This is a genomic window from Streptomyces flaveolus, from assembly GCF_000716535.1.
GTDB classification, from domain to species: domain Bacteria; phylum Actinomycetota; class Actinomycetes; order Streptomycetales; family Streptomycetaceae; genus Streptomyces; species Streptomyces flaveolus_A.
In genome coordinates, this window is sequence record NZ_JNWV01000006.1 from 45169 (window position 1) to 66312 (window position 21144).

Annotated in this window: 19 protein-coding genes, 1 pseudogene and 1 riboswitch; of the genes and pseudogenes, 9 read left to right on the forward strand and 11 right to left on the reverse strand. The window is 73.8% G+C overall.

The features are described 5' to 3' along the window. Positions 1 to 57 precede the first annotated feature (57 nt). From OO52_RS06800 to thiO, 3 genes are all read right to left on the reverse strand, one after another. Entirely contained in the window at positions 58 to 852 is a 795-nt protein-coding gene (locus OO52_RS06800; RefSeq protein WP_030641981.1) for a thiazole synthase, read from the reverse strand. A gap of 3 nt (positions 853 to 855) precedes the next feature. Continuing rightward, positions 856 to 1068: a sulfur carrier protein ThiS gene (thiS, locus tag OO52_RS06805; RefSeq protein WP_030641983.1), complete on the reverse strand. Its 213-nt coding sequence runs from the start codon at positions 1066 to 1068 to the stop codon at positions 856 to 858. After that, the gene (gene thiO, locus OO52_RS06810; RefSeq protein ID WP_030641985.1) at positions 1065 to 2261 is read right to left on the reverse strand and encodes a glycine oxidase ThiO; all 1197 of its coding nucleotides are present in this window, start codon (positions 2259 to 2261) and stop codon (positions 1065 to 1067) included. The genes thiS and thiO overlap by 4 nt, the downstream gene beginning before the upstream one ends. Further along, positions 2259 to 2370, reverse strand: a riboswitch (TPP riboswitch). (Overlaps the previous gene by 3 nt.) Positions 2371 to 2423: 53 nt before the next feature. Here thiO and OO52_RS06815 point away from each other — a divergent pair. From OO52_RS06815 to OO52_RS06840, 6 genes are all read left to right on the forward strand, one after another. Then, a complete protein-coding gene (locus tag OO52_RS06815; protein ID WP_030641987.1) occupies positions 2424 to 2774 on the forward strand; it encodes a hypothetical protein in 351 nt (116 codons plus the stop codon). 32 nt (positions 2775 to 2806) lie between these two features. Next, positions 2807 to 4039 carry an NAD(P)/FAD-dependent oxidoreductase gene (locus OO52_RS06820; protein WP_199820031.1) on the forward strand — a complete coding sequence of 411 codons (1233 nt, stop codon included), beginning with the start codon at positions 2807 to 2809 and terminating at the stop codon, positions 4037 to 4039. Between the two features lie 64 nt (positions 4040 to 4103). After that, a complete protein-coding gene (locus OO52_RS06825; RefSeq protein ID WP_030641990.1) occupies positions 4104 to 4469 on the forward strand; it encodes an Rv2175c family DNA-binding protein in 366 nt (121 codons plus the stop codon). Between the two features lie 94 nt (positions 4470 to 4563). After that, a complete protein-coding gene (thiE, locus tag OO52_RS06830) occupies positions 4564 to 5214 on the forward strand; it encodes a thiamine phosphate synthase (RefSeq protein WP_030641993.1) in 651 nt (216 codons plus the stop codon). A gap of 96 nt (positions 5215 to 5310) precedes the next feature. Continuing rightward, complete coding sequence (gene metF, locus OO52_RS06835; protein ID WP_048910725.1) at positions 5311 to 6234, forward strand: methylenetetrahydrofolate reductase [NAD(P)H]; 924 nt, start codon at positions 5311 to 5313, stop codon at positions 6232 to 6234. 56 nt (positions 6235 to 6290) lie between these two features. After that, positions 6291 to 7232 carry a hypothetical protein gene (locus OO52_RS06840; protein WP_030641997.1) on the forward strand — a complete coding sequence of 314 codons (942 nt, stop codon included), beginning with the start codon at positions 6291 to 6293 and terminating at the stop codon, positions 7230 to 7232. 154 nt (positions 7233 to 7386) lie between these two features. Here the strand turns inward: OO52_RS06840 and OO52_RS06845 are convergent, their stop codons facing one another. The 5 genes and pseudogenes from OO52_RS06845 to OO52_RS06860 all read right to left on the reverse strand — a co-directional run bounded on the left by OO52_RS06845 (position 7387) and on the right by OO52_RS06860 (position 13514). Further along, on the reverse strand, positions 7387 to 8922 hold the full coding sequence (locus OO52_RS06845; RefSeq protein ID WP_199820032.1) for a phytoene desaturase family protein: 1536 nt from the start codon (positions 8920 to 8922) through the stop codon (positions 7387 to 7389). Positions 8923 to 8980: 58 nt separating this feature from the next. Continuing rightward, entirely contained in the window at positions 8981 to 9583 is a 603-nt protein-coding gene (locus tag OO52_RS06850; protein ID WP_030642001.1) for a DUF4126 domain-containing protein, read from the reverse strand. A 420-nt stretch (positions 9584 to 10003) separates the two neighbouring features. Beyond that, positions 10004 to 10583 (reverse strand): annotated as a pseudogene (locus tag OO52_RS46940) (TetR/AcrR family transcriptional regulator); the annotation flags it as partial. Positions 10584 to 10630: 47 nt separating this feature from the next. After that, positions 10631 to 12715, reverse strand: a complete 2085-nt coding sequence (locus OO52_RS06855; RefSeq protein ID WP_030642002.1) for a YhgE/Pip domain-containing protein — start codon at positions 12713 to 12715, stop codon at positions 10631 to 10633. Next, positions 12687 to 13514 carry an ATP-binding cassette domain-containing protein gene (locus OO52_RS06860; RefSeq protein ID WP_030642003.1) on the reverse strand — a complete coding sequence of 276 codons (828 nt, stop codon included), beginning with the start codon at positions 13512 to 13514 and terminating at the stop codon, positions 12687 to 12689. The genes OO52_RS06855 and OO52_RS06860 overlap by 29 nt, the downstream gene beginning before the upstream one ends. 168 nt (positions 13515 to 13682) lie before the next feature. Here OO52_RS06860 and OO52_RS06865 point away from each other — a divergent pair, with 168 nt between their 5' ends. The 3 genes from OO52_RS06865 to OO52_RS06875 all read left to right on the forward strand — a co-directional run bounded on the left by OO52_RS06865 (position 13683) and on the right by OO52_RS06875 (position 15973). After that, a complete protein-coding gene (locus tag OO52_RS06865) occupies positions 13683 to 14294 on the forward strand; it encodes an SAV_6107 family HEPN domain-containing protein (RefSeq protein WP_030642004.1) in 612 nt (203 codons plus the stop codon). A 156-nt stretch (positions 14295 to 14450) separates the two neighbouring features. After that, positions 14451 to 15275 (forward strand): class I SAM-dependent methyltransferase, encoded by an 825-nt coding sequence (locus tag OO52_RS06870; RefSeq protein WP_030642005.1) that lies wholly within the window; start codon positions 14451 to 14453, stop codon positions 15273 to 15275. A gap of 314 nt (positions 15276 to 15589) precedes the next feature. Then, positions 15590 to 15973 (forward strand): DUF3040 domain-containing protein, encoded by a 384-nt coding sequence (locus tag OO52_RS06875; RefSeq protein WP_030642007.1) that lies wholly within the window; start codon positions 15590 to 15592, stop codon positions 15971 to 15973. A gap of 303 nt (positions 15974 to 16276) precedes the next feature. Here the strand turns inward: OO52_RS06875 and OO52_RS06880 are convergent, their stop codons facing one another. Genes OO52_RS06880 through OO52_RS06890 form a run of 3 tightly spaced genes read right to left on the reverse strand, consistent with a single transcriptional unit; the run spans position 16277 to position 21056 of the window. Next, a complete protein-coding gene (locus OO52_RS06880) occupies positions 16277 to 18658 on the reverse strand; it encodes a transglutaminase TgpA family protein (RefSeq protein WP_030642009.1) in 2382 nt (793 codons plus the stop codon). Then, a complete protein-coding gene (locus OO52_RS06885; protein ID WP_030642011.1) occupies positions 18655 to 20016 on the reverse strand; it encodes a DUF58 domain-containing protein in 1362 nt (453 codons plus the stop codon). The genes OO52_RS06880 and OO52_RS06885 overlap by 4 nt, the downstream gene beginning before the upstream one ends. Beyond that, on the reverse strand, positions 20016 to 21056 hold the full coding sequence (locus tag OO52_RS06890; RefSeq protein ID WP_030642013.1) for an AAA family ATPase: 1041 nt from the start codon (positions 21054 to 21056) through the stop codon (positions 20016 to 20018). The genes OO52_RS06885 and OO52_RS06890 overlap by 1 nt, the downstream gene beginning before the upstream one ends. Positions 21057 to 21144: the final 88 nt, after the last annotated feature.

Consider the following 21144-nt stretch of genomic DNA (forward strand, 5'->3'; position numbering starts at 1 on the left):
ACTGCAGCCGACCTGTGACGCGCCCACGACGTCCCGGCCCGGAACCACGGCACCGGTTCAGAACGCGGGACGCTCCGGATCCAGCACGGCCAGCCCCTCCGCGGGAGACGACGCCTCGGCGAGGTACCTGCGGGGAATCCGCCCGGCCCGCCGGGCCAGCCGGCCCCCCTCCACCGCGAGCTTCATGGCGGAGGCCATGAGCTCCGGCTCCTGGGCCCGGGTCACCGCGGAGGCGAGCATCACTCCCGCGCACCCCAGCTCCATCGCCAACGCCACGTCCGACGCCGTACCGGCCCCCGCGTCCAGAATCACCGGCACACGCGCGTGCTCCACGATGAGCTGGAAGTTGTGGGGGTTGCGAATCCCCAGCCCGGAGCCGATCGGCGACCCCAGCGGCATGACCGCGGCGCACCCCACGTCCTCCAGCTTCCGTGCGAGCACCGGGTCGTCGTTTGTGTACGGCAGCACCGTGAACCCGTCGTCGACCAGCGTCTCCGCCGCCTCCAGCAGCTCCACCGGATCCGGCAGCAGCGTCCGCTCGTCGGCGATGACCTCCAGCTTCACCAGGTCCGTGCCCAGCGCCTCCCGGGCCAGCCGGGCGGTCAGCACGGCCTCGCCGGCGGTGAAACAGCCGGCCGTGTTCGGCAGCACCCGGATGCCGAGCTTCTCCAGCACCGACAGCACCGAGCCGTGCACGGAGGGGTCCACCCTGCGCATCGCGACCGTGGTCAGTTCCGTACCGGAGGCGACCAGCGCCCGCTCCAGCACGTCCAGGCTGGGTGCCCCGCCCGTGCCCATGATCAGGCGGGAGGAGAAGGTCAGGTCACCGAGGACCAGGGGATCGTCGGCCATGGCTCAGCCCCCCTGCACGGCGGTGAGGACCTCGACCCGGTCGCCGTCGGCGAGGGCGGTCGTCGCCCACCGCGCGCGCGGGACGACGGTCTCGTTGACGGCGGCGGCCACCCCGCGCGGGGCGGCGGTGAGGGTCCGGACCAGGGTGTCGAGGGCGGTGCCCGGGGCGATCTCCCGGCGCTCCCCGTTGACGGAAATCATGACCGGACTGTTCATGCGGGCTGCTCCAGCTCTTCCATCGTCTCCATGAGCGCGGCGTTCTCCCCGGGCGCGGTGCCGAACCGCCGCGGCGTGAACGGACGGGCCTCCTCCAAAAGCTCCCCGGTGACCAGTGCGTGCGCCAGCACGTCCCCGGTGACCGGCGTCAGCAGCACGCCGTTGCGGTAGTGCCCGGTGGCCAGCAGCAGCCCGGCCAGTCCGGACGGGCCGAGCAACGGCGCGTTGTCGGGGGAGCCGGGGCGCAGCCCGGCCCGGGTCTCGGTGAGCGGCAGCTCGGTGATGCCGGGCACCAGCTCGTGCGCGTCGCGCAGCAGCTCGTACACGCCCCCGGCGGTGACCGTCGTGTCCCAGCCCAGCTCCTCGCTGGTGGCGCCGACGACCAGTTCGCCGTTCTCCCGGGGCACCAGATACACCTGGCTGCCCCGCACCACGGCCCGCACGGTCCGGCTCAGGAACGGCGCGTACCGGCGCGGCACGGTCAGCCGCAGCACCTGTCCCTTCACCGGCCGCACCGGAGGCAGCAGCTCGTCCGGCACGCCCGCGAGACGCCCGCTCAGGCTGCCGGCCGCGAGCACCACCCGGTCCGCGCGCAGAGCCGTGCCGTCCGCCGTGGTGACCCCGGTGGCCCGGTCCCGCACCACGTCCAGCCGTTCCGCCCACGCGCGGTGGAACACCACGCCGGCCCGCTCGCACGCGGCCACCAGGGCCGCCGCCAGCCGGCGCGGGTCGATCTGGTGGTCGCCGTCGACCCGCAGGCCGCCCCGCACCCCCGGCGCCAGCATCGGCTCCAGGCGCCGGCACTCCCGCCCCGACAGCCACTCCGAGGCGAGGCCCGAACGCTGCTGGAGCGCGTGCAGTTCCCGCAGGTGGGCACGGTCGTCGGCGTCCAGCGCGACGGCGAGCGTGCCGCAGCGGCGGTAGCCGAGGTCATGGCCGGTCAGCTCGGTCAGCTCGGCCGCGAAGGCGGGGTAGCGGCGGGCCGATTCCAGGTTCAGGGCGAGCAGGGTCTCCTCGCCGTAGTGCAGTTCGGTGACCGCGGCCAGCATCCCTGCCGCGACCTGCGCGGCCCCGCCGCCGGGTTCGGGGTCCACGACGGCGGTGGCCAGCCCGCGCTGCGCCGCGCGCCAGGCCGTGACCAGGCCGATGATTCCGCCCCCGATGACGAGGACGTCGGACGTACGTGACGACATGGGCGTCCAGCCCCTCCCTTCGCCGGCATGACCCGGATCAGGTTCGTACGGTCGGAGGCCGCCAGCCTCCCTCTCAGCCCGGTGCGTCCGGGCTCCCGCGAGTGCTTGTACGGTGGCAACCCTAGCCCGCCGCCCTCCTCACCCGTAAGGGAGCCCCGTTCCATGGCCCGGTCGCTCGACGGACTGATCCTCGCCCCCGTGGCGGACCAAGCCCCAGGTCAGGTGGGTACCCGCACGCGGTTCGCGTACCACGAGAAGGACGGCGAGATCTGGGCCGAGTACACGGGCGGTGACGTCGTGCGCGGTCATCTGGTCGGCACCCGCGAGGGCGACCGGCTGGACTTCCGGTACGTGCAGCTCAAGACCGACGGGACGACCTCCTCGGGGCACTGCGTGTCCACGGTCGTCGAACTGCCGGACGGGCGGGTGCGCCTGGACGAGACCTGGGAGTGGGAGTCCCAGGCCGGCTCCGGCACGAGCGTGGTGGAGCAGGTCACCGAGCACGCCCCCTGACTGACGGATCGTCAATTGTCTATGGTGATCGGGTGAGCGAGCAGACAGCGCAAGAGGGCACGGAACCGGCGCGGCGCGTGGTCGTCGTCGGCGCGGGCATGGCCGGGGTGCAGACCGCGGTCGCCCTGCGGGAGCAGGGTTTCCGGGGTGATGTGACCATCATCGGCGCCGAGCCGCACCAGCCGTACGACCGGCCGCCCCTGTCGAAGGCGGTGCTGCTCGGCAAGGCCGAGGACTCCGCCTTCGAGGTGGACTTCGAGTCCCTCGGGGTCGAGCTGCGGCTCGGCTGCGAGGTGTACGGCGTGCGCCCCGCCGAGCACGAGCTGGACACCGAGGCGGGCCGGGTGCCGTACGACGTCCTGGTCCTCGCCACCGGCGCCGAACCGGTCCGGCTGCCCGGCACCGAGGGCGTGCCCGGCGTGCATCTGCTGCGCACCCTGGACGACGCCGAACGGCTGCGCCCCGTGCTCGCCCGGCAGCACGACGTCGTGGTCGTGGGCGCCGGCTGGATCGGCGCCGAGTTCGCCACCGCCGCCCGCGAGGCCGGCTGCGCGGTGACCGTCGTGGAGGCCGCAGGCCACCCGCTCGCCGGAGCCCTGCCCGCCGAGGTCGCTGCGCCCATGGCCGCCTGGTACGCCGAGGCCGGCGCTGAGCTGCGCACCCACGCGCGCGTGGAGCGCGTCGAGCCCGGCGAGGTGGTGCTCGACGACGGCACCCGGCTGCCCGCGGGCGCCGTCGTCGTCGGCATCGGCGCCCGCCCCGCCACCGGCTGGCTGGCCGGCTCCGGCATCGCGCTGGGCGCGCACGGCGAGGTCCTCACCGACGACCGCCTGCGCACCTCCGTGCCCGACGTGTACGCCGTCGGCGACTGCGCCTCCTTCCCGTCGGCCCGGTACGGCGAACGGCTCCTCGTCCACCACTGGGACAACGCCCTGCAGGGCCCGCGCACGGTCGCCGCGAACATCCTCGGCGAGACCCCGGCGGTCTACGACCCGGTGCCGTACTTCTGGTCCGAGCAGTTCGGCCGCTTCGTCCAGTACGCCGGCCACCACGCCGCGGCCGACCGCCTGGTCTGGCGCGGCGACCCGGCAGGCCCCTCCTGGACGGTCTGCTGGCTCCGCGAGAGCCGCCTGGTTGCCCTCCTGGCCGTCGGCCGCCCCCGCGACCTGGCCCAGGGCCGCCGCCTGATCGAGGCGGGCCGGCGGATGGACCCCGAGGCGCTGACCGACCCGGCCCGGCCGCTGAAGAACGCCACGGCCGACTAGCACACCCTCCCACCTGGACCTGCCTGACTTCCGACTGTCAGTGGGGGATGGCAGGCTAGGAAGCGTGACCGAGATTGACGCAAAGATCGATGCTCTCGTCCCCGCCTGGCTCACCCTCCCCGACATCGCCGAAATGCTCGGTGTCGAGGTGACGCGTGTCCGGCAGCTGGTCAAGGAGGGCCAGCTCATCGCCGTACGCCGCGGTGAGAACAGGGCGCTGCACGTCCCCGCCGCCTTCATCGACGGGGACAAGGTCGTCAAGGGCCTGTCCGGGACCCTGACGCTCCTGCGGGACGACGGCTTCACGGTCGAAGAGATGATCGAGTGGCTCTTCACCCCCGACCCGACCCTGCCCGGCACGCCCGCGCAGGCCCTGAGTGAGAATCGTGGCACGGAGGTGAAGCGCCGCGCCCAGGCGCTCGCCGTCTGAGCAGATCCGCACCCAGGCCGGTGGCGTGCGGGCCGGACGCCCGCACGCCACCGCGCACCACCGCCACGGACACCGACCACGGGGGGACCCACGCATGTCCGACACCGCCCGCGCCGCGCTCGCCGACGCCCGCCTGTACCTCTGCACGGACGCCCGCAAGCGCCAGGGCGACCTGCCCGAGTTCCTGGACGCGGTCCTGGCCGGCGGTGTCGACATCGTGCAGCTGCGCGACAAGGGCATGGAGGCCGCCGAGGAGCTGGAGCACCTGGAGGTCTTCGCCGACGCGTGCGCCCGGCACGGCAAGCTGCTCGCGGTCAACGACCGGGCCGACGTCGCCCACGCCGCCCGCGCCGACGTGCTCCACCTCGGCCAGGGTGATCTCCCGGTGCCCGCGGCCCGGGCGATCCTCGGCGACCGGGTGCTGATCGGCCGCTCCACGCACGCCGAGGCGGAGGCCGCCGCTGCCGCCGTCCAGGAGGGCGTGGACTACTTCTGCACCGGCCCCTGCTGGCCCACCCCCACCAAGCCCGGCCGGCACGCCCCCGGCCTCGACCTGGTCCGCTACGCGGCGGGCCTCGGCACCGACCGCCCCTGGTTCGCCATCGGCGGCATCGACCTCGGCAACCTGGACCAGGTGCTGGACGCGGGTGCCCGCAGGGTGGTCGTGGTCCGCGCGATCACCGAGGCGGACGACCCGGGCGTGGCGGCGACGGCCTTCGCGAAGCGGCTGCTGGACGCCCGCTAGGGCCGTTCTGTCCACCTGCTGGACAGGAGAGCGGCAAATCGGGCAAATTTCCGGCATCCGGTTGGGGGACCGCCCACCCCTGGCTAACCTGCCGGTATGGCCCTCGGAACCGCATCCACCAGGACTGATCGCGCACGCACCGTGCGCGACATCCTCGCCACCGGCAAGACGACGTACTCGTTCGAGTTCTCGGCGCCGAAGACCCCGAAGGGCGAGCGGAACCTGTGGAGCGCGCTCCGGCGGGTCGAGGCGGTCGCCCCCGACTTCGTCTCCGTGACCTACGGCGCCGGCGGTTCCACCCGCGCGGGCACGGTCAAGGAGACCCAGCAGATCGTCGCGGACACCACGCTGACCCCGGTCGCCCACCTCACCGCGGTCGACCACTCCATCGCCGAACTGCGCAACATCATCGGCCAGTACGCGGACGCCGGCATCCGCAACATGCTCGCCGTGCGCGGCGACCCGCCCGGCGACCCGATGGGCGAGTGGGTGCCGCACCCCCGCGGCCTGACCTACGCGGCCGAACTCGTCCGGCTCATCAAGGAGTCGGGCGACTTCTGCGTGGGCGTCGCCGCGTTCCCGGAGATGCACCCGCGCTCCGCGGACTGGGACACCGACGTCGCCCACTTCGTGGACAAGTGCCGTGCGGGTGCCGACTACGCCATCACGCAGATGTTCTTCCAGCCGGAGTCGTATCTGCGCCTGCGCGACCGCGTGGCGGCCGCGGGCTGCGACACCCCGGTCATCCCGGAAGTCCTGCCGGTCACCAGTGTGAAGATGCTGGAACGGTTGCCGAAGCTCAGCAACGCCCATGTCCCTGACGCCCTGAAAGAGCGGATCCTCACAGCGAAGGACGATCCGGCGGCGGTACGCTCCATCGGTATCGAGTTCGCCACGGAGTTCTGCGCGCGGCTGCTGGCCGAGGGAGTGCCCGGACTGCACTTCATCACGCTCAACAACTCCACGGCGACCCTGGAAATCTACGAGAACCTGGGCCTGCACCACCCCCCGCAGGCCTAGACCGGCCGCACCGCGATACGACACACTGCGTAGCGGTCACTGGGAGAGGGGCGTACATGGGCTGGACGGTCCTCTACATCGCGTTCGGCGGCGTCGCGCTGTGGTTGCTGGGCGAGGTGCTGCTGCAGTACAAGGCGCGGCTGCGCTGGCGCCTCCTCGCCTTCGGCGGCTTCCTCGGCGTCGTGGTGGGCGTGCTCATGCCGTCCGTCGTCGTGATCGGACTGGGCGCGATCGCCTTCGCGGTCGGCCAGACCTACGTCACGCTGTCGTTCCGCCGCGGCTTCGACTCCGGCTGGGCGGTCAAGCGGCCCGGCCCGGAGGCCGCCGGTGGCAGCAAGCGGCGCCGCGGCCGGGTGGACCGGCACGAGCCGGACCCGCGGGGCGCCGACCCGGAGTTCGCGCCGGCCGCCGACGACACCGAGCACGTCACCGACCACGGGTCCTACGGCCACGGCCAGGCGCACGGCGACTACGACGACGACTACGACCGCGACGACGTCTTCACCCCGGCCGGCGCCCGCGCGGCCGACCCCGCCGCCGCCGAGGCCACCGCCGTCTACGAGCCGCAGCCCCTCCCCGACGACACCGGCAACTACGGCGTCTACGGCGACCCCGCGCACGCGCACACCGCCCAGCAGAGCGACCAGCAGCAGAGCTACGCCTACGACTACTCCGGCTACGGCCAGCAGGGTTACGGCTACGACAGCACGGCCCAGCAGGGCTACGCCAACTACTCCGACCCGTACATCGGAAGCCAGTCCTACGGCTCTTACGAGCAGGGCTACGGCCAGCAGTACGGGCAGCAGCAGGGCTACGCGCAGGACCCGTACGCCACCGGCGGTCACGGCGAGACCCCGGCCGGCGGGGTGTGGGTGCCGCAGCAGCGCACGGACGAGGCCTACGGCGGCGAACTCCCGCAGGAACAGCCGTATCCGCACCAGCAGGGCGCGCAGCAGCCGCAGCCGGGCGCCGGGTACGACGAGCAGTACCGCTTCTGAGGACCCGGGCCCGGGCTCGACCGGGCCGGGCTCCGGTTCGCCTGGCCCGGGCTCCGGCTCACCCGCTCACGGGCGGCCTGGCAGCCGGCCGGCCCGGCGGGAGGCCGTTCACCGCGGGCCGTCCGGCCTGAGCTCTCCGTTCACCGCTGCCCGTTCACTGGGAGCCGCGGAATTCCGGGCCCTCCACGATCAGGCCGGCCACCAGCGCGCCCGACATGCCGGCGTGCGGGAGGCCACCGCCCGGGTGGGACCAGCCGCCGACGGCGAACAGGCCAGGTACCGCCGTGGAGTTGGCCGGATGCAGCACACCCTCCGGCGCGGCCAGCGCGGGCGGCGGCACGGCACCGCCCACGGCCCCCGTCTCCCGCTCGGTGTCCAGCGGTGTGCGGACCTCGCGCCACAGCACCCGCTCGCGCAGCCCCGGCACGGCCCGCTCGGCGGCGGCGAGCATCCGGTCCGCGAAGGCGTCGGCGGCACCGGGCGCCGCCCAGTCGTACTCCGTCGCCGACGGCACCGTCGCCGTCAGCACCACGCTCTCGTGCTCACCGTCGGGGCGCAGGGCCGGGTCGTCCGGCCGGTCGACGACGGTCGTCGGCAGGTCGGGCAGTTCCCCGTGCCGGAGCAGATCAAGGTCGCCCTCGTCGTCGGCCGCGTGCACCAGCGTGCGGTGCACCGCGCCGGGCTCCCGTGCCCCGCGCAGCGCCAGGCACACGACCACCCGGCCCGGGTACCGGTCCTCCGGCTCCGGTTCGACGGCCCCGGCCCCGTACACCTGTCGGTCCGTCAGGTCGCGCAGCCTCCACGGGCCCTGGCCGACCACGAAGTCCGCCTCGGCCACCGTGCCTCCCCCGGAGCCGGAAGCCCGGGAGGTGCCCCCGGCCAGCTCCACTCCGGCCGCGCGGCCGTCCTTCTCCAGGATCCGGGTGACCTCGGCGCCGAACACGAACTCGACCCGCCGTTTCCGGCACCGCTCGTACACCGCGTCCGCCAGCTCCCGGATGCCGCCGCGCACGTACCAGGTGCCGAAGGCGTGTTCCATGTAGGGCAGCACGGCCGCGCTCGCCGGGGCGGTGCCCGGGTCGACGCCGTACGCGAGCGCGTAGCCGTCCAGCAGCTGCGCCAGCCGGGGGTCGCGCAGTTCCCGCCTGCCGATCTCGAACAGCGTGACCACGCGGCGCCTGCCCAGCAGCCGCTTGTACGTGGTGCCCGGGTACGGCTCCTTGCCGGCCAGCACCTGCCAGTTGGGCCACAGCGGCTCCTCCAGCAGCGGCCGGCGGGTGCGGTCCCAGGCCTCGCGGGCCCGCACCAGGAAGTCGCCCCAGCGCTCGCCCGCCCCCGCCCCCAGCGCCTCGTCCAGAGCCGCGACGACGCCCGCGCGGGAGGCGTTGGGCAGGGACACCTCCGTGCCGTCCGCGAAGACGTGCCGTGCGGACGGATCGACCTGGACCAGCTCGACGCAGTCCTCCAGCGGTTCCTTGCCGGTCTTGACGAACAGGTCGCGGTACACGGCGGGCAACGTCAGCAGTCCCGGGCCCGTGTCGAAGCGGAAGCCGTCCCGCTCGAACCGGCGCACCGCGCCGCCGTACGTCTCCGTCCGCTCGTACACCGTCACCCGGTGGCCCGCGACGGCCAGCCGGGCGGCAGCCGCCATCGCGCCCATCCCGGCGCCGATCACCGCAATCCGTGCCATGCCCGCGACTTTATCGACCGCCACCGACACCCCGGCCGCCGGGCGGCTCCAGCGTAGGTCAGGGGGCTCGTGAGGCGAGGCGCCGCTCTTCTCGGCGCTGGGCCCGGCGGCGCAGGAAGCGGCGGATGCGCGAGACGAGGAACAGCAGGGTCAGCAGCCCGCCGGCCAGCAGGACGGCCGCGATGATCGCCGCCGCCTCCGGATGGAACACCGCGAACGTGACGATGCCCCCGACCCCGAGATCCTCCGCGAGGCTCAGCGCGATGTTGCTGAACGGCTCGGGCGAGGTGTTGACCGCCATCCGCGTCCCGGCCTTCACGGCGTGGCTGGCCAGCGCCGTCGAACCGCCGATCAGGCCGGCCGCCACATCGGAGAGCGAGCCGCTCTGCCCGGCGAGCAGCGCCCCGACCCAGGCACCGGCGAGCGGACGGACCACCGTGTGCACGGAGTCCCACAGCGAGTCGACGTAGGGGATCTTGTCGGCGACGGCCTCGCACAGGAAGAGCACGCCCGCGACGATCAGCACCTCGGGGCGCTGCAACGTCTGCGGGACGTCGTCGGCGAAACCTGTCGCGCCGAAGAGACCGAGCAGCAGCACCACCGCGTAGGCGTTGACGCCGCTGGCCCAGCCGCTCGTGAAGACCAGGGGGAGTACGGACACGGACGCGATCGTAGCCAGGCGCCGGACCGCAGGCGTGGGCACGCGCGCGGACGGCTGAGTACGCGTACTCAGACGGCCAGATGAGTACGCGCGCGGATGGGCCGGGACCGGCGCGAACGGAAGAGTGGAGGCACGGCAGAGGGGCGCGGCCCGGCACCGCCGACACGGGGCGGAGGAACGGCGCCCGCCCCCTGGCCGCTCCTTCCGCCGATCCGTCGGCGGAAGCGAGGCACGGGGGCCTCGGGGGAAGACCGCCACGGGGGTCCGCGACGGGGGAGCCCGTACGGGGAGTACGGGAGGGAAGTACGGGGGAGCAACGGGGGAGCCGCCGGGAGGAACGGGGGACGACGGGGGAATCCCGGTGGCGGCACGGGGAAGGGGAAGGCGCCGGTCCACAGCGGACCGGCGCCTTCCGCGTGCGCCTTGCAGCAGCCGGGACAGGGCCGCGTGTACGTCGTCCAGGGAGCGCTCCGGCTGGAACGACTTCCAGTCCAGCGCGGCGACCAGGACCATGCCGACCAGTGCCGCCGCCGTCAACGGGACGTCGATCTCGTCGCAGGACCCCCTCCACCACCGCGACCGCCTCCTGCCGCACCACCATCAGCGTGGACTGCCATGCCCGGTTGGTGCGCCACAGCTCGGCGACGTACAGCTGTGTGAAGGCCGGGTAGCGGTCGATGAAGACCAGGCCCGCGCGGATCATCGCGTCCAGCGCGTCCACCTTGCCGCGGCCCTCGCGTGCCGCCTGCTCGGCCGCCTCCTTCAGGGAGGCGGTGAGCAGGCCGACGCCGTGCCTGAGCAGCTCCTCGAAGAGAACGGACTTGCTCGCGAAGTTGTAGTAGACCGTGCCCTTCGCGACCCCGGCCCGCTCGGCGATCTCGTCCACCGTGGTCGCGGAGAAGCCCTGCTCGGCGATGAGCGTGACGGCCGCCTCGTAGAGCTTCTGCCGGGTGGCCTCGCGGCGCGTGCTGCCGCCGGCCTTGGCGCTGCTGCTTTCCATGGCCCCGATTCTCACAGGTGCGCGCGCGTGCGGGCGCTCGCCCTGGATCACAGGCTCAGCTCCGGGTGCAACCGGGCCGGCGTCCACACCTGGTGGCGGCGGGCCGCGAGGGCGGTCAGCGCCAGGGCGCCGGCGGTGAACCCGGCGAGCACACCGCACGCCAGCCACACCGGACCGAGCCCGCCGCCCGTGATCAGCCGGCGCAGCGCCTCCACGATGTAGCTCATCGGCAGGAACGGGTGGATCGCGTTGAAGAAGCCCGGGCTGGTCTGGACCGGGTAGGTGCCGCCCGCCGAGGTCAGCTGGAGCATCAGCAGGGCGAGCACGAGGATCCGGCCGGCCGCGCCGAAGCGGGCGTTCAGCCACTGCACGATCGCCGCGAAACAGGCCGCGACCAGGAACAGGAAGCCGATCGTGCCGGCCGCCCGCAGCATCTGGAGGCCGACCGCCCAGTGCAGCACGGCCATCAGGGCGGACACCTGGAGCACGCCGACGGCGACCACCGGCAGCCAGCCCGCGAACGCGATCCGCCAGGCGGACGCGCCGGCCGCGAGGGCGCGCCGGTTCAGCGGCGGGATCAACATGTAGGCCACCATCGCGCCGACCCACAGCGACAGCGGGATGAAGTAGGGGGCGAAACCGGTGCCGTAGTTCGGCGCCCTGTGCAGGTCGTGGGAGGCCAGCCGGACCGGGTCGGCCATCACGCCGGTGCGCCGGTCGCGGTCCTGCTTGTCGTAGTCCGGGATCTTCCTCGCGCCCGAGTGCAGCCCGCCGGCGAGCTTCCCGGAGCCGTCGGACAGCTTGTACAGGCCGCCGTTGAGGGTCTCGGCGCCGGACTTCGCGGTGCCGATGCCCTTGTCCAGGGTGACCGCGCCGGTGTGCGCGGTGCCCAGTCCGGTGTGCAGCTTCTCGGCGCCGGCGGCGACCTTGTGCGCGCCGGTGTTCAGCTTGTCGATCTTCTTGACGGCGTCCTCGACGTCCTCGGACAGGTGCGGTGCGCGCTCGGCCAGGGCGTCGGCCTGCTTCTGGAGCGTGCCCAGGTTGTCCCGCATCGTCTTCAGGTCGCCGTCCTGGTCCGCGATCAGCGTGTTGAGGTCGTCGGCGACGGTGGCCACCTCGGCGGCGGCCGTCCTGGCCCGCTTCAGTTCGGGGCAGGCCGGGTCGGGGATCGTCGCGCTCTCGCAGCGGTCCTTGTAGACCTCGTCCAGGACGGCGGAGGAGGCGTGCGCGGTCTTCGCGGCGCCCGGCGCGAGCTTCACCAGCACGTCGAGGTTGTCCTTGACCGCCTTGGCGGAGTCGGAGACCAGCCGGGCGGTGTCCCCGATGGTCTTCTCGTTGCCCTTCAGGAACGGGCCCACCTCGGCGTAGACGCCGTCGACCTTGTCGGCGAGCGCCTGGGTACCGTCGGCGACCTGCCGCGAGCCCTCCTGGAGGTCGCCGGCGCCGGTGTCGAGCTTCTTCAGGCCCTTGGCCAGCTTGCCGCTGCCGTCCTTGGCGTCCTTCAGCCCGTCCGCGAGGTCCTTGGAACCCTTCTCCGCCTTTCCGATCCCGCTGTTCAGCTTGTCGGCGCCCTGGGCGGCCGTGACGGTCTTGTCGTGGATGTCGGAGAAGGACACGAAGATCTTGTCGAGGAAGCTCCGTGAGGCCTTGCTGGACGCGGCCGAGCGCACCTCGTTGAAGACCGTGCGGGAGATCTGGCCGACGATGTAGTTGTTCGCGTCGTTGGTGCGCACCCGGAGGGCGCCGGTCTCGGGGGAGTCGCCCGAACTGGACGCGATCCGGCTGCTGAAGTCGGCCGGCATGGTCAGCGACAGGTAGTAGGTGCCGTTCTCGACGCCCGCGCTGGCCTCCGCGTCGCTGACCTCGTGCCACTCGAAGGTACGGCTGTCGCGCAGTCCGTCGACGATGTCGTCACCGGCGGTGATCTTCTTCCCGCCCGCCGTGGCGCCCTTGTCGTCGTTCACCAGGGCCACCGGGATGCGGTCCAGACGGCCGTACGGGTCCCAGAACGACCACAGGTACAGGGCGCCGTAGAGCAGGGGCAGCACGAGCAGCGCGACGAGGGCGGCCCGGGGGAGCTTCCCGCGCCCGAAGCGCCTCAGCTCAAGCGCGGCCAGCCTCGGTGAGCGCATCACCGGCGTCCTCCTTCTTCGGCGCGGCGTTCTCCGGCGCGGCGTTCTCCGGTTCGGCGTTCTCCGGTTCGGTCCTCCGCGGTGCGGTGAGCACGGTGACGCAGTCCGCGGGAGCGGTGCGGCACACGGCCACGACCGTCGTGCCCGCGCGCGTGAGCGACCGCAACAGGGCCCAGATCTCCGTTCGTTCGGCGTCCGAGAGCTTCATGTCGACGTCGTCCACGCCGAGCAGCCGGGGCCGGCCGAGCAGGGCCAGCGCGAGGGACAGGCGCAGCTCCTGCGGCCGTTCCAGGTCGCGTACGGCCGTCCGGGAGCCCTTCGGGAGCGTCTTCAGGTCGAGGCCGGCGGCGGCCAGGGCCGCGTCGACCCGCAGCCTCGCCTCGTACGCGCGCTGGGCGCGCGGGCGCAGCACCTGGCGCAGGGAGTCGCCGAACCGGCTTTGCAGCAGGGCGCGTTCGCGCAGGTGCTCGCCGACCGTGAGGGCCGGCTCCAGGTCGGTCACGCCGGTCACGTTGACCACCGCGCTGACCCGGCGCAGGGCAGCCATCTGGCGCGGGAGTTTGAACCCGGCGACGGTGGCCACTCCTTCGGTGGGCTTCATCCGCCCCGTGAGCGCGAGCAGCAGAGACGTGCGGCCGGAGCCGGACGGTCCCTCGACCGCGATCAGCGAGCCGGGCGCCGCGTCCAGGGTGACCCCGCGGAAGGCCCACCCCCGCGGCCCCTTGAGCCCGAGCGCCTCGGCGCTGACGTCGGCGCCGACGGTTCCGTCCGCGCCGAGCGTTCCGTGTGCGTCGTCCACAAGCCCCCCTGCCGGCGTAGGCCGTATTTGAACTGACTGGTCAGTGCAAAAATACGCCCGAACCTACGATCGAGGCAAAAGCCCAGGTCAGAACGGATTGTCAGTGGCATACCGCACGATGGGCACATACGGCATTCGTGCCGTCACCCAGACGACAGGAGGTTCGTCATGGCCCACTCGTCCGCAGCCGCCGCCCGTCGGCGCCGCGCCACCGGCCCTGCCCCCTCACTGACCGGCCCGGCGAGCGACGTGCACCCCGTGCTCCGCCGGGCCACGGCCCCGCCCGCCGCCCTCGACCTGCTCGCCCAGGCGCGTGCCGGACTGGAGGAGGCCACCGTGCTGGACACGCCGAACGAGCGCTACGCGACGGCCCACCTCGCCGCCCTGCGCACCGCCGCCGCCGTGCTCGCCGCCCGGGGCCGGCCCGAGACCACCCCGCGCCGCCGGCCCCGGATCCGCAGCGCCTGGGAAGTGCTGCCCGAGATCGCACCGGAGCTGACCGAGTGGAGCGCGCTGTTCGCCTCCGGGGCCGCGCGCCGCGCCCGGGCCGAGGCGGGCATCCAGGGAGCGGCCGGGCAGCGGGACGCCGACGACCTGATACGCGACGTGGAGATGTTCCTCCGCATCGTGGAGCGGATGCTGGTCCTCCAGCCGGTCCTGCCCCAGCCCCGCCAGGACCCCGCCGGCGCCACCGACGCCGTCGACGGCGGCACCAGCCCCGGCGGGGACGGCCCGAGGAGGGGAGGCGGTCCGGCGGGCGGTCTGCCGGACGCGGGCTGAGAGGCGGAGGTCCTCGCCACGGACGGGCGGGGCCGCGCCACGGACCACCCGCCGGGGAGGCGCGCGTGGTCGGCGCCGTCGCGGTGACCAGGCGCGGCGTGGAGGCAATAGGGTGGACATCGCCTGAAGTCCCGCCCCGCCGAGGAGTCAACTGCCGTGTCGGACCCGATGCGCCCGCCCGTCTCCCACCACCCCCAGACGACGTCGCTGCGCTCCGACCCCTCCCGTCCTCGCGCCTCTCTCCGTACGGCCGTGGTCTGGGAGGTGCTGCAGGACGCCCTCGACCGCCGGGTCAAGGCCACGGGCCGGGACTCGCTGGACGTCCTGGACACCGGAGGCGGCAGCGGCAGGTTCGCCGTGCCCCTCGCCCGCCTCGGCCACCGCGTCACCGTGGTCGACCCCAGCCCCAACGCCCTGTTCGCACTGGAGCGGCGCGCCGCCGAGGCCGGCGTCGCCGAGCGGGTCAAGGGCGTCCAGGGCGACGTGCACGGGCTGTTCGACGTGGTCGAGCGCGGCGGCTACGACGCCGTCCTGTGCCACGGCGTCCTGGAGTACGTGGACGACCCGGCCGAGGGCATCCGCAACGCGGTCGCCGCGCTGCGCCCCGAGGGCGTCCTCAGCCTGCTCGCGGCCGGCCTCGGCGGCGCGGTGCTCGCCCGCGCCCTGGCCGGCCACTTCACCGAGGCCCGGCAGGCGCTCCAGGACCCCGACGGCCGCTGGGGCGCCGGCGACCCGATGCCCCGCCGCTTCACCGCCGAGCAGCTCACCGCGCTGGTCGAGGGCGCGGGCCTGCGGGTCGGCGCGGTGCACGGCGTGCGCGTCTTCGCCGACCTGGTGCCCGGAGTCCTCGTGGACACCGAGCCCGGTGCCCTCGACGCCCTGCTGCAGCTGGAGGCCGCGGCGGCCGAGCTGCCCGCCTTCCACTCCGTCGCCACCCAGCTCCATGTGCTCGGGGAGACCACGCGTACTCGCGAGGTCTGAGATCACGATTGGCACGGGCGCGCATCCCGGGACCGGGGCGCACTGCCGGGACGAGCCCCTGATCAGCGCCTCGGCCGCAGATGGAGTACGCCACAAGCCCCCCGATCGAGGGGTTTGCGCCGTATGATCGAGGTACACCGTCCGGCATGACGGGTCGGCCGCCGGGGAATGGAAGCCTCAGCGAGTCGGATGGCCATGACGGGCTCCGGTTGGCCAATTGGCGTAGAGGGGCGGGTTTCACGGGGGCGATTCCCTGCCTATCCTGAAGGGACCCCCCGGGTCGCCCCCGGCGACTGCACGATGAGGAGGACTCCGTGCCGCTCTCTGAGCACGAGCAGCGAATGCTTGAGCAGATGGAGCGAGCGCTGTACGCCGAAGACCCCAAGTTCGCGTCGGCGCTTGAGGGAAACGGGCTGCGGACGTACACCCGGCGGCGGGTCTACCAGGCGGTCGCAGGCTTCCTCGCGGGTATCGCGCTCCTCATGGCCGGAATGGTCGCGCAGCTGATCTGGGTCAGCGTGGTGGGTTTCCTCGTCATGCTGGGCTGTGCCGTGCTCGCCGTCACCGGCTGGCGCAAGGCACCGAAGCCGGGTGAGCAGCCCCCGGGCACCCCGCAGCGCCAGGGGCGGCCGAAGCGCTCCGTGATGGACCGGATCGAGCAGCGCTGGCAGCGCCGCCGGGACGAACAGGGTCACTGACGGCTCGGCGCCTCCGCGGCGCCGGACCAGCAGACATACGTGAGGGGCGGCCACCAGCCGGTGGCCGCCCCTCACGCGTGCTCAGCCGCCCTCGCGGCGGCGCTCAGCCGCCCCACACGGCGCGCCGGCCGCGGCGCGCCCGTTCCGCCCGCCGCCGTGCCGCGTGCGTCTACCTGCGCTGCCGTGCCGCGTGCTTCAGGCCCGCTGCCAGGCCGTGTGCGTTCATGCTCGCTGCCGCGCGGCGTATGTCCACCTGCGCAGCCGCGCCGCGCCCGTTCACCCGCGCTGCCGTGCCGCGCGCGGTCAGCCCCGCTGTCCGGACGGCCGGCGCAGCGTCGGGCGGGCCGCCGCGGCCCGGGTCCGCAGGGCCGACCAGCGGGCCGACACCGTCCACAGCACCCGGACCGACGAGCGGGGCAGGAACAGTGCCCGCAGCCGCGTCCCGGTGCTCACCGTGGCCCGCAGCCCCTCGATCACCCGGCGCACGTCCTGTGCCGTCCCCGCCGCCGGGCGCGGCCGGGGCGCGTAGAGCACCTGCTCCACCGCGTCGGCCACCCGGTGCACGGCGGCCCCGGTCGCCGGATCGAGATGGCCGAGCCGGACGATCCGTTCGGCGGCCTTGCGCGGAGTCAGCGACTCGTCCGGCGTGATGCCGTGGTCCCAGGCGCTGTCGGTCAGCTCCTGCCAGGCCGCCAGGGTGTGCGCCGCCGTGCCCTGAGCCGTCCGGGCGTGCCCGCCCAGCCGGCGCCCGCGCATCCGCTCCCGCCACAGCAGCGGTGACAGCGGCACCGCCAGGACCAGCAGCGCGCCCAGCCCGATCAGCGGCCACCACCACCAGCCGTCGCCGCCGTCCTCCTGGTGCGCGATCGCCGCCGCGGACGGGCTGCCGCAGGCCTGGAGCTTGCGCAGCTCCCCGGCGCAGCTCTCGCTCGGCGACGCCGCCGCCGAAGGCGCCGAGGACGCGCCCTTGGACGGCAGCGCCTCCTCCGGCACCGAGCTGCCGGGCGTGTCCGACTGGGTGTACGACGGCGTGGTGCCCCGGGTGGGCGTCGGCTCGAAGCGGGTCCAGCCCACGCCCTCGAAGTACAGCTCGGGCCACGCGTGCGCGTCCTTCTGGTTCACCGCGACCGTGCCGTCGGCCTGCGGGGTGCCGGGCGCGAAGCCCACCGCGACCCGGGCCGGGATGCCGAGGGTGCGGGCCATCGCGGCCATAGCGAAGGAGAAGTGGACGCAGAAGCCCTGTTTCTTCTTCAGGAAGTTCGCTATGGCCCCGGAACCGCGGCCCACCTGCACCGAGGTGTCGTACTGGAAGCCCCCGGTGACCGCGAACCAGTCCTGGAGCTTGACGGCTTCCTCGTAGTGACTGCTCGCGCCCGCCGTGATCTCCTGCGCGGTGCGGGCCACCACCTTCGGCAGCGAGGACGGCACCTTGGTGTACTCGCGCCTCAGGGCGGCCGGCGGCTGCGGCGCGGCGGCGAGCTGCTCCGCCGTCGGCTGCACGTCCAGGCTGGTCACCTGGTAGGTCTCGCCGCGCGTGGTCTGGCCGCGGTCGCCGACGAGGGTCATCCCGACGGGCTCGTACCGCCACCGGCCGCTGATCTTGACATCGCTCGGCGGGTAGGGCATCGGCAGCCAGTCCTGCGCGTACCAGTCCGCCGCGGTGACGGTCGTCGTCACCTTGCCGCGCGTGACGTCCGAACCCAGGCCGATGGGTGTGGGGAGCTTGTCCGGCACGCCGACGATGTGCCGTTGGGCCGGCTTCCAGGTGGTCCCGTCGAAGTCGTCCAGGGAGACGATCCGCAGATACAGGTCGGAGATGTCGTTCGTGTCCGTCCGCAGCGTCAGCACCTGGCGGTCGTCGTTCGTGTTCAGGTTGTCCCGCAGCGACACCAGTGGGTTGACCGCGGAGATCGTGCCCCCGCTGCCGTTGCCCACCCCCACGCCGGTGCCCGCCGCGTCCAGCAGGCCGCCGTCGATCGTGGGCAGGGCGAGCGGCACCACCACGGCCACGCCGAGCGCGACCGCGCCGATCCGGCGCCCGGTGCGCACCGGTGCCACGGCGCCCTCCGGGCCGCCCGGCGTACGGGGCGCGCCGCCGAAGACCCGGCCCCACTGGGCGAGCCGGTCCCGGCCCTCCGCGAGCAGCAGCATCAGATAGCCGGCCGCCGCCACCAGGAACCACAGCCAGCCCGCGCCGCCGCCGGACAGGCCCGCGGCCACCGAGTACAGCGCGAGCAGCGGCAGCCCTGCCGGGGCCGCGCTGCGGAGCGTCACCGCGAGCGTGTCCACCAGCAGGCCGATCACCAGCGCACCGCCGATCAGCATCAGCTTGATGCCGTCGGTGACCGGCGCCGGCGTCGCGTACCGGCTGACGTCGTCCGTGCCCTGCTGGAGCAGGTCGGCGAAGTACCGGAAGGTGTCCGGGCCGGGGATCAGGCCGATGAGCGCGTGCCCCCGGGCGAAGACCAGGGTGAGCAGCATCAGGGTGACCAGCGCCTGCGCCGCGACGGTCAGCGTCCGGCCCAGCGGCACCCGCCGGGCCGCCGCGCCCACCCCGGTCTGGATGGCCACCAGCGGGACCAGTTGCAGCAGCCAGGTCGGCTCGGTGACCAGCGGCAGCAGCGCGCAGGAGGTCATCAGGGTGGCCGCCGCCGCGCACAGTGCCAGTCGTGCCCGCCCGCTCATCCCCGCGCCTCCCCGGTCACGGCGGCCAGGCCGGAGCGTTCCTGGTCCGCCTGCTGCCACAGTTCGTCCAGCGAGGCGCCGCGCGGCACGCTCAGCGCCGTCCAGCCCGCCTCGCGCAGCATCCGCAGCCGCTCCCCGTGCCGGTCGTCCGGTCGGGGCACGTCGGTCGACTCCCGGGTCCAGGTGTCGGGGTCCAGCACGAAGGCGACGGCGCCGCCGCTGCGCCGGCTCATCTTGGCGACCGTCGTGGCCTGCTCCTCGTCCAGGTCGCCGAGGAAGGCGATCAGCAGCCCCTCGTTGCCGCCGCGCAGCACGTCGTACGCCCGGGACAGCCCGGTGCCGTCGGAGTGGTCGATCACCGCGAGGGTGTCCATCATCAGCCCGGCCGCGTCCGCCGTCTCCTGTCCGGTGCCCGCGAACCCGTCGGCACCCTCGCCCGGCACCGCGCTGCCGCTGTCGGTCAGCAGCCGTACCGAGAAGCCGCGCTCCAGCATGTGCACCAGCACGGAGGCGGCACCGGAGACGGCCCACTCGAAGGCCGAGTCGGGGCCCGCGCCCTCGAAGGCGCCGCCGCGGGTGTCCAGGAGCACGGTGCACCGGGAGCGCCGGGGCTGCTCCTCGCGGCGCACCATCAGCTCGCCGTAGCGCGCGGTGGACCGCCAGTGCACCCGGCGCAGGTCGTCGCCGTAGCGGTAGCCGCGCGGGATGACGTCGTCCTCGCCGGCGAGGGCCAGCGAGCGCTGCCGCCCGTCGCCGTACCCCTTGGCCTCCCCGCCGAAGCGGACCGGGGAGAGCGGCTCCACGCGCGGGATGACCGTCAGGGTGTCGTACGTCGAGAAGGAGCGGGTCAGCTCGCACATGCCGAAGGGGTCGGTGAGCCGCAACTGGAGCGGGCCGAGCGGATAGCGGCCCCGCAGGTCGGAGCGGACCCGGTAGGACACCTCGCGGCGGCCGCCCGGCTCGACCCGGTCCAGCACGAAGCGGGGCCGGGGCCCGAGGACGTACGGCACCCGGTCCTGGAGCATCAGCAGGCCGGTGGGCAGCCGGGAGACGTTGTCCATGCGCAGGTGCACCCGCGCCTCGCTGCCGGCGGGGACGCGCGCGGGGGACAGGCGGCGGCTCGCGGCCACCCGGTAGCGCGTGCGGTACAGCACGGCCGCGCAGATCAGGGCCAGTACGGCGAGCAGCAGGCCGACCCGCAGCAGTTCGCCGAGGCCCAGCACGAACGAGCAGATCGCGGCGGCGATCCCGGCCGCGAGGAAGGAGCGGCCCCGGGTGGTGAGGCCCGCCAGGGCCGTACGGATCCCGCCCGCCTCCCCGCGGTCGGCCTCCGCCGGTCCGGCCCCCCAGGAACTCATCACAGACTCCGCGGGGGCTGCTGGGGATAGGCGGGGACGTTCCGGCCCAGACCGCCGAAGCCGTTCTGCGGGGCCTGGGCTGCGGGCACCGCGGTGTGCTGGAGGAGCTCCAGCACCACCTGCTCGGCCGTGCGGCGGTTGAGCTGGGCCTGGGCGGTGGGCAGCAGACGGTGGGCGAGGACGGCGACGGCGAGTGCCTGGACGTCGTCCGGCAGCGCGTACTCCCGGCCGGCGAGGGCCGCGGACGCCTTGGCCGCGCGCAGCAGGTGCAGCGTCGCGCGCGGGGAGGCACCGAGTCTGAGGTCGGGGTGGGCGCGGGTGGCGGCGACCAGTTCGACCGCGTAGCGCCGGACCGGCTCGGCGACGTGCACCCCGCGGACCGCCTCGATCAGCTTCACGATCTCGTGCGCGTGCGCCACCGGCTGGAGGTCCTCCAGCGGGCTGACCCCGCCGTGGATGTCGAGCATCTGCAGCTCGGCCTCCACGCTCGGGTAGCCGACGGAGACGCGGGCCATGAAGCGGTCGCGCTGGGCCTCGGGCAGCGGGTAGGTGCCCTCCATCTCGACCGGGTTCTGGGTGGCCACCACCATGAAGGGGCTGGGCAGTTCGTACGTCTGCCCGTCGATGGTGACCTGCCGCTCCTCCATCGACTCCAGCAGGGCGGACTGGGTCTTGGGCGAGGCGCGGTTGATCTCGTCGCCGATCACGATCTGCGCGAAGATGGCGCCCGGCTTGAACTCGAAGTCCCGGCGCTGCTGGTCCCAGATCGACACGCCCGTGATGTCCGAGGGCAGCAGGTCCGGTGTGAACTGGATGCGCCGCACCGAGCAGTCGATGGACCGCGCCAGCGCCTTGGCGAGCATCGTCTTGCCCACCCCGGGGACGTCCTCGATCAGCAGGTGGCCCTCCGCGAGCAGCACGGTCAGCGCGAGTCGTACGACCTCGGGCTTGCCCTCGATCACGCCCTCCACCGAACCGCGCACCCGCTCCACCGTCGCGGTCAGATCCGTGAGGTTCGCTCGATCGTCATAGGTCGTCACCCGGCCCTCCTCGGCCCGTTCTTTCCGGGCCGGCGCTCTCGTGCGAAACCGGCCCACCGAAACACGGACACCACGCGGGAGAAGTTCC

Coding starts and splice junctions, on each gene's coding strand:
- OO52_RS06800 (WP_030641981.1), bottom strand. CDS start 852: ATGGCCGACGATCCCCTGGTCCTCGGTGACCTGACCTTCTCCTCCCGC.
- thiS (WP_030641983.1), bottom strand. CDS start 1,068: ATGAACAGTCCGGTCATGATTTCCGTCAACGGGGAGCGCCGGGAGATC.
- thiO (WP_030641985.1), bottom strand. CDS start 2,261: ATGTCGTCACGTACGTCCGACGTCCTCGTCATCGGGGGCGGAATCATC.
- OO52_RS06815 (WP_030641987.1), top strand. CDS start 2,424: ATGGCCCGGTCGCTCGACGGACTGATCCTCGCCCCCGTGGCGGACCAA.
- thiE (WP_030641993.1), top strand. CDS start 4,564: ATGTCCGACACCGCCCGCGCCGCGCTCGCCGACGCCCGCCTGTACCTC.
- metF (WP_048910725.1), top strand. CDS start 5,311: ATGGCCCTCGGAACCGCATCCACCAGGACTGATCGCGCACGCACCGTG.
- OO52_RS06840 (WP_030641997.1), top strand. CDS start 6,291: ATGGGCTGGACGGTCCTCTACATCGCGTTCGGCGGCGTCGCGCTGTGG.
- OO52_RS06845 (WP_199820032.1), bottom strand. CDS start 8,922: ATGGCACGGATTGCGGTGATCGGCGCCGGGATGGGCGCGATGGCGGCT.
- OO52_RS06855 (WP_030642002.1), bottom strand. CDS start 12,715: ATGCGCTCACCGAGGCTGGCCGCGCTTGAGCTGAGGCGCTTCGGGCGC.
- OO52_RS06865 (WP_030642004.1), top strand. CDS start 13,683: ATGGCCCACTCGTCCGCAGCCGCCGCCCGTCGGCGCCGCGCCACCGGC.
- OO52_RS06880 (WP_030642009.1), bottom strand. CDS start 18,658: ATGAGCGGGCGGGCACGACTGGCACTGTGCGCGGCGGCGGCCACCCTG.
- OO52_RS06885 (WP_030642011.1), bottom strand. CDS start 20,016: ATGAGTTCCTGGGGGGCCGGACCGGCGGAGGCCGACCGCGGGGAGGCG.